This is a genomic window from Streptomyces sp. NPDC049577 (assembly GCF_040675635.1).
In the GTDB taxonomy this organism is placed as follows: Bacteria; Actinomycetota; Actinomycetes; order Streptomycetales; family Streptomycetaceae; genus Streptomyces.
In genome coordinates this window covers 1-6,493 of sequence record NZ_JBFAPH010000350.1, presented here as the reverse complement: position 1 = coordinate 6,493, position 6,493 = coordinate 1, and the positions used below count along the sequence as shown (strand labels likewise).

General features: G+C 68.3%; 6 protein-coding genes. 5 read left to right on the top strand and 1 reads right to left on the bottom strand.

Annotated features, from left to right (window positions below):
• Positions 1-261: 261 nt before the first annotated feature.
• Positions 262-552: a ferredoxin gene (locus AB0K09_RS27915; RefSeq protein WP_366068185.1), complete on the bottom strand. Its 291-nt coding sequence runs from the start codon at positions 550-552 to the stop codon at positions 262-264.
• A 247-nt stretch (positions 553-799) separates the two neighbouring features.
• Between AB0K09_RS27915 and arc the strand changes: the two genes are divergently transcribed.
• The 5 genes from arc to prcA all read left to right on the top strand — a co-directional run bounded on the left by arc (position 800) and on the right by prcA (position 6,463).
• Positions 800-2,566, top strand: coding sequence for a proteasome ATPase (gene arc / locus AB0K09_RS27910; protein WP_366068184.1), 1,767 nt, complete (start codon positions 800-802; stop codon positions 2,564-2,566).
• Between the two features lie 268 nt (positions 2,567-2,834).
• Positions 2,835-4,346, top strand: a complete 1,512-nt coding sequence (gene dop / locus AB0K09_RS27905) for a depupylase/deamidase Dop (RefSeq protein ID WP_366068183.1) — start codon at positions 2,835-2,837, stop codon at positions 4,344-4,346.
• 142 nt (positions 4,347-4,488) lie between these two features.
• Positions 4,489-4,707: a ubiquitin-like protein Pup gene (locus AB0K09_RS27900; protein ID WP_366068182.1), complete on the top strand. Its 219-nt coding sequence runs from the start codon at positions 4,489-4,491 to the stop codon at positions 4,705-4,707.
• Positions 4,708-4,809: 102 nt separating this feature from the next.
• Positions 4,810-5,655: a proteasome subunit beta gene (gene prcB, locus AB0K09_RS27895; protein ID WP_366068181.1), complete on the top strand. Its 846-nt coding sequence runs from the start codon at positions 4,810-4,812 to the stop codon at positions 5,653-5,655.
• 43 nt (positions 5,656-5,698) lie between these two features.
• Positions 5,699-6,463, top strand: a complete 765-nt coding sequence (gene prcA, locus AB0K09_RS27890; RefSeq protein WP_366068180.1) for a proteasome subunit alpha — start codon at positions 5,699-5,701, stop codon at positions 6,461-6,463.
• Positions 6,464-6,493 lie beyond the last annotated feature (30 nt).

Here is a 6,493-nt window from a genome sequence, read left to right as displayed (position 1 = left end):
GCGGACACGGGCGGGGGTGAGACGGTCGGCCGCGGCGGGCTTCTCCCAGGGCCGGCGCAGGTCTGCCGCCAGCGGCCGGGCGAGACGGAGCTGGGGACACGATTTCGGCCACTCTGCTCGGCTACTCCGGCGCCCGGGTACCCCGCTGCTGCCCGGACCTGCGCCGCGCCGTCAAGTGGCGCTGGCGCGACGGGAAGTTCGCCCTCACCGCCCTGCCGCCCGCGGGGACCGCCTGACCGGTCGCTCCCCGCGCCCGGCCCGTCACTCGGCGTCGGGGCCGTAGACCTCGACCTTGTCCGAGACGCGACGGACGTGGATGCAGTCGCCCGGGCACTCCTTCGCCGAGTCCCGCACGTCGTTCAGGAGCGTCAACGGCACCGGCGTCGTGGCACCCTTTTCCTGGAGCAGCTCGTCGTCGGCGCTCTTCACGTACGCGAGCCCGTCGATGTCCAGCTCGAAGACCTCGGGGGCGTACTGGGCGCAGATGCCGTCACCGGTGCACAGGTCCTGGTCGATCCAGACTTCCAGGGCCGGGAGATCATCGTCGTGCACGGTCGTATCGCCTGCCGTTCCTACATATGTGAACCAATTGGAGCCAGCCCTGACGGGTGTTGACCGAGTCGACGATACAACCGCCCGCTTTCCGATGTTGATGGGTGGGTATTCCCCTCACGTGAGGACGTGCGCAAGGGTGAAGATCGGACACACTCCGACCGGGTTTGTGATCTAGGGGTTTCAACCTGCACCGGCCCAGGTAGGGTCTGGAAGCGTCCAGCTCCCCTTGGAGGAGGTGAGGACCGTGGCAGCCCACGACGACGACATGAACCGCGGCATCCGGCCGGGACGGGGATCCGACGACCCCGCGGGCCAGGTTGCCTATCTCGAGCAGGAGATCGCCGTCCTGCGACGCAAGCTCGCCGACTCTCCGCGTCACACGAGGATTCTCGAAGAGCGGATCGTCGAGCTCCAGACGAACCTGGCCGGCGTCTCCGCACAGAACGAGCGACTCGCCAACACCCTCCGTGAGGCCCGCGACCAGATCGTGGCCCTCAAGGAGGAGGTCGACCGGCTCGCGCAGCCGCCGGCCGGCTTCGGCGTCTTCCTGCAGGCGAACGACGACGGAACCGCCGACATCTTCACCGGCGGCCGCAAGCTCCGCGTCAACGTCAGCCCGAGCGTCCCCCTCGAGGACCTCAGGCCCGGCCAGGAGCTCATGCTCAACGAAGCCCTCAACGTGGTCGAGGCCATGGCCTACGAGCGCGCCGGGGACATCGTCACCCTCAAGGAGATCCTCGAGGACGGCGAACGCGCCCTGGTCATCGGGCACACCGACGAGGAACGGGTGGTGAGGCTCGCCGAGCCCCTGCTGGACACCACCATCCGCCCCGGCGACGCCCTGCTGCTCGAACCCCGGTCCGGCTACGTCTACGAAGTCATCCCGAAGAGCGAGGTCGAGGAACTCGTCCTCGAAGAGGTCCCGGACATCGACTACTCCAAGATCGGCGGTCTGGGCAACCAGATCGAGCTGATCCGCGACGCCGTCGAGCTCCCCTACCTCTACCCCGACCTCTTCAAGGAGCACGAACTGCGCCCGCCCAAGGGCGTCCTGCTCTACGGCCCGCCCGGCTGCGGCAAGACGCTCATCGCCAAGGCGGTCGCCAACTCCCTTGCCAAGAAGGTCGCCGAGGTCACCGGCCAGCCCGCGGGGAAGAGCTTCTTCCTCAACATCAAGGGCCCCGAGCTCCTCAACAAGTACGTCGGCGAGACCGAGCGCCACATCCGGCTGATCTTCCAGCGTGCCCGGGAGAAGGCCAGCGAGGGCACCCCCGTCATCGTCTTCTTCGACGAGATGGACTCCCTCTTCCGCACCCGCGGCTCCGGCGTCAGCTCGGACGTGGAGAACACGATCGTCCCGCAGCTGCTCTCGGAGATCGACGGCGTCGAGGGCCTGGAGAACGTCATCGTCATCGGCGCCTCCAACCGCGAGGACATGATCGACCCCGCGATCCTGCGCCCCGGCCGTCTCGATGTGAAGATCAAGATCGAGCGTCCGGACGCGGAGGCCGCCAAGGACATCTTCTCCAAGTACCTCACGCAGTCCCTCCCGCTCCACGCCGACGACCTGGCCGAGCACGGTGGGGATGCCCGCGCCACCATCGAGGGCATGATCCAGTCGGTCGTCGAGCAGATGTACGCCGAGTCCGAGGAGAACCGCTTCCTGGAGGTCACCTACGCCAACGGTGACAAGGAAGTCCTCTACTTCAAGGACTTCAACTCCGGAGCCATGATCCAGAACATCGTGGACCGGGCCAAGAAGATGGCCATCAAGGCCTTCCTCGACCACAACCAGAAGGGTCTGCGCGTCTCCCACCTGCTCGCCGCCTGCGTCGACGAGTTCAAGGAGAACGAGGACCTCCCGAACACCACCAACCCCGACGACTGGGCCCGCATCTCCGGGAAGAAGGGCGAGCGGATCGTCTTCATCCGGACGCTCGTCACCGGAAAGCAAGGCGCGGACACGGGTCGCTCCATCGACACCGTGGCCAATACCGGCCAGTACCTGTAACACCGTCGTCCGGCTGCGGATGTCCCCTCCCCGCCTCGGCGGGGCCGGCGAGGACGTCCGCGGCCGGACGTGTTTTACGGCCACGCCACCCGGCGTGACCACGGCACGAACCCGAGCAATGACTGTAATGATCTCCCCAGGACCGCAAAGCCGTTCTAGGCTCTTCGGTACCGCCGCGGAACGCGAGGGGGACGCACACACGGATCGGATGCGCAGCGGTACTTGAGTGACGACCCCACCCGGGGCGCCACCGGGCAAGGAGGGCCGCATGACCGTACGGCGAGTAATGGGCATCGAGACGGAGTACGGGATCTCCGTCCCCGGTCACCCGAACGCCAATGCCATGCTCACCTCGTCCCAGATCGTCAACGCCTACGCGGCCGCGATGCACCGGGCACGCCGTGCCCGCTGGGACTTCGAGGAGGAGAACCCACTGCGGGACGCCCGCGGCTTCGACCTCGCCCGCGAGGCCGCGGACTCCAGCCAGCTCACCGACGAGGACATCGGTCTGGCCAACGTCATCCTCACCAATGGCGCCCGGCTCTACGTCGACCACGCCCACCCGGAGTACAGCTCCCCCGAGATCACCAACCCCCGCGACGCCGTCCTCTGGGACAAGGCCGGCGAGCGGATCATGGCCGAGGCCGCCGAACGGGCCGCCCAGCTCCCCGGCGCCCAGCCCATCCACCTCTACAAGAACAACACCGACAACAAGGGCGCCTCCTACGGCACGCACGAGAACTACCTGATGAAGCGGGAGACCCCCTTCTCGGACATCGTGCGCCACCTGACGCCCTTCTTCGTCTCCCGCCAGGTCGTCACCGGCGCCGGCCGCGTCGGCCTCGGCCAGGACGGCCACGAGCACGGCTTCCAGATCAGCCAGCGCGCGGACTACTTCGAGGTCGAGGTCGGGCTGGAGACCACCCTCAAACGGCCCATCATCAACACCCGGGACGAACCGCACGCCGACGCCGAGAAGTACCGCCGGCTCCACGTGATCATCGGGGACGCCAACCTCTCCGAGATCTCCACCTACCTCAAGCTCGGCACCACCGCGCTCGTCCTGTCGATGATCGAGGACGGTTTCATCGCCGCCGACCTCGCCGTCGAACAGCCCGTCCGCACCCTCCACCAGGTCAGCCACGACCCGACACTGCGCCGGCTGGTCACTCTCCGCAGCGGTCGCACACTCACCGCGGTACAGCTCCAGATGGAGTACTTCGAGCTCGCCCGCAAATACGTGGAGGACCGCTTCGGCGCGGACGCCGACGAGCAGACCAAGGACGTCCTCAGCCGCTGGGAGGACGTGCTGAACCGGCTGGAGCGCGATCCGATGAGCCTGGCCGGCGAGCTGGACTGGGTCGCCAAGCGCGAGCTCCTGGAGGGCTACCGCCGCCGCGACCGCCTCGACTGGGACGCGGCCCGGCTGCACCTCGTCGACCTCCAGTACGCCGATGTCCGTCCGGAGAAGGGGCTGTACAACCGGCTGGCCGCCCGCGGCCGGATGAAGCGCCTCCTGGACGAGAGCGAGGTCGAGCGGGCCCGCACGGCCCCGCCCGAGGACACCCGTGCCTACTTCCGCGGCCGCTGCCTGGAGCAGTACGCCGACGACGTGGCGGCGGCCTCCTGGGACTCGGTGATCTTCGACCTGCCCGGCCGGGACTCCCTCCAGCGTGTCCCGACCCTGGAACCCCTGCGGGGCACCCGCAACCACGTCAAGGAGCTCCTGGACCGCTGCCGCACGGCCGAGGACCTGGTCCGGGTGCTGTCCGGGGGCTGAGCGGGGTCTGGGGAGGGGGCGAAGCGGGAATCATCACGGTGGCTCCGGGACGTTGTAGCAAGTGCAGGGCGCGGAACCGGAGCCTGCTTTAGGGTCTGATCTTGTACGTCACGTGTACGTCGAAACGAGCGGGGTGAGGGGTATGACGACCAAGGACACCGGCGGCGGACAGCAGAAGGCCACGCGCTCGACCGAGGAGGTCGAGGAGCAGGCGCAGGACGCACAGGTCTCCGAGGACCTCAAGGAGCGCCAGGAGAAGCTGTCGGACGACGTGGACTCGGTGCTCGACGAGATCGATGATGTGCTCGAAGAGAACGCCGAGGACTTCGTACGTTCGTTCGTACAAAAGGGCGGGCAGTAGAGCGGGCTCACCGTCTCGGGCCCCGCAGGGCGCGGGGTGGCCGCCCCGCGGCCCGGGGGTATGGTCCCAGCAGTATTTCCAAGATCTCTTCGAAGGAATCGTGTGGAAGCCAATTTCTCTGGTACCGGGCGTCTGCCGGCTCCCTTCCTGACGCCCGGCTCGTCGTCGTTCATGGACTTCCTCGCCCAGCACCAGCCGGAGCTGCTGCCGCGCAACCGGCAGCTGCCCGTCGTGCAGGGCGCCCTGGAGATCCCGCACGGTACGACCATCGTCGCCGCGTCGTTCCCCGGCGGGGTGGTGCTCGCCGGTGACCGGCGGGCCACGATGGGCAATGTGATCGCCCAGCGGGACATCGAGAAGGTGTTCCCCGCCGACGAGTACTCGGCCGTCGGCATCGCCGGCACGGCCGGGCTGGCGGTGGAGATGGTCAAGCTCTTCCAGCTGGAACTGGAGCACTTCGAGAAGGTCGAAGGCGTCCCGCTCTCGCTGGAGGGCAAGGCGAACCGGCTGTCGACGATGATCCGCAGCAACCTCGGCATGGCCATGCAGGGCCTGGCCGTGGTGCCGCTGTTCGCCGGGTGGGACGTGGACCGGCAGAAGGGCCGCATCTTCTCCTACGACGTGACCGGCGGGCGTTCCGAGGAGCACGGCTTCGCCGCCACGGGCTCCGGTTCGCTCTTCGCCCGGGGTGCGCTGAAGAAGCTCTTCCGGGACGACCTGACGGAGAGTCAGGCCGCCACGCTGGTGGTCCAGGCGCTGTACGACGCCGCCGACGACGACTCCGCGACCGGTGGTCCGGATCTGGCGCGGCGCATCTACCCGATCGTCACGGTGATCACGGACGAGGGCTTCCGCCGGCTCACCGAGGCGGAGTGCTCGGAGATCGTCCGGGCGATCCACGAGCGGCGGCTGGAGGAGCCGGACGGCCCGCGGGCCGCGCTGCTCTGATGTCCTTGTCGTCCTCGTCATTTACAGAAAGGGACGGATAGCGGTGTCGACGCCGTTCTATGTCTCACCCCAGCAGGCCATGGCCGACCGCGCCGAGTACGCCCGCAAGGGCATCGCGCGCGGCCGCAGCGTCGTGGTCCTCCAGTACACCGATGGCGTCGTGTTCGTCGCCGAGAACCCGTCCCGTGCCCTGCACAAGGTCAGCGAGATCTACGACCGGATCGCCTTCGCGGCGGTGGGCAAGTACAACGAGTTCGAGAACCTCCGCATCGGCGGCGTGCGCTACGCGGACCTGCGGGGTTACACCTACGACCGCGACGACGTGACCGCCCGCGGGCTGGCCAACGTCTACGCGCAGACGCTCGGCACGATCTTCTCGAGTGCGGGGGAGAAGCCGTACGAGGTGGAACTGATCGTCGCGGAGGTCGGGGCGGGCCCCGAGGACGATCAGATCTACCGGCTGCCGCACGACGGGTCGATCGTGGACGAGCACGGTTCGGTCGCGGTCGGTGGCAACGCCGATCAGATCAGCAACTATCTCGATCAGCGGCATCGCGACGGGATGACGCTGTCCGAGGCGCTGAAGCTGGCCGTCGAGTCCCTGACGCGTGACAGCAACGGCGCGGAGCGCACGCTGACGGCCGAGCAGCTGGAGGTCGCGGTGCTGGACCGGACGCGGCCGCAGCAGCGGAAGTTCAAGCGGATCCTCGGACGGCAGCTCTCGCGGCTGCTGGAGGGGGACGCCGCGGCCCCGGACGCCGCGGCCCCGGACGCCGCGGCCTCGGACGCCGCGGCTTCGGAGGAGTAGTCCCCCTCGATCCTCGAACGCCGGACGGGC

Excerpts from the sequence above, each read along its gene's own strand:
- dop (WP_366068183.1), top strand. The coding sequence starts at position 2,835 with ATGACCGTACGGCGAGTAATGGGCATCGAGACGGAGTACGGGATCTCC.
- AB0K09_RS27900 (WP_366068182.1), top strand. The coding sequence starts at position 4,489 with ATGACGACCAAGGACACCGGCGGCGGACAGCAGAAGGCCACGCGCTCG.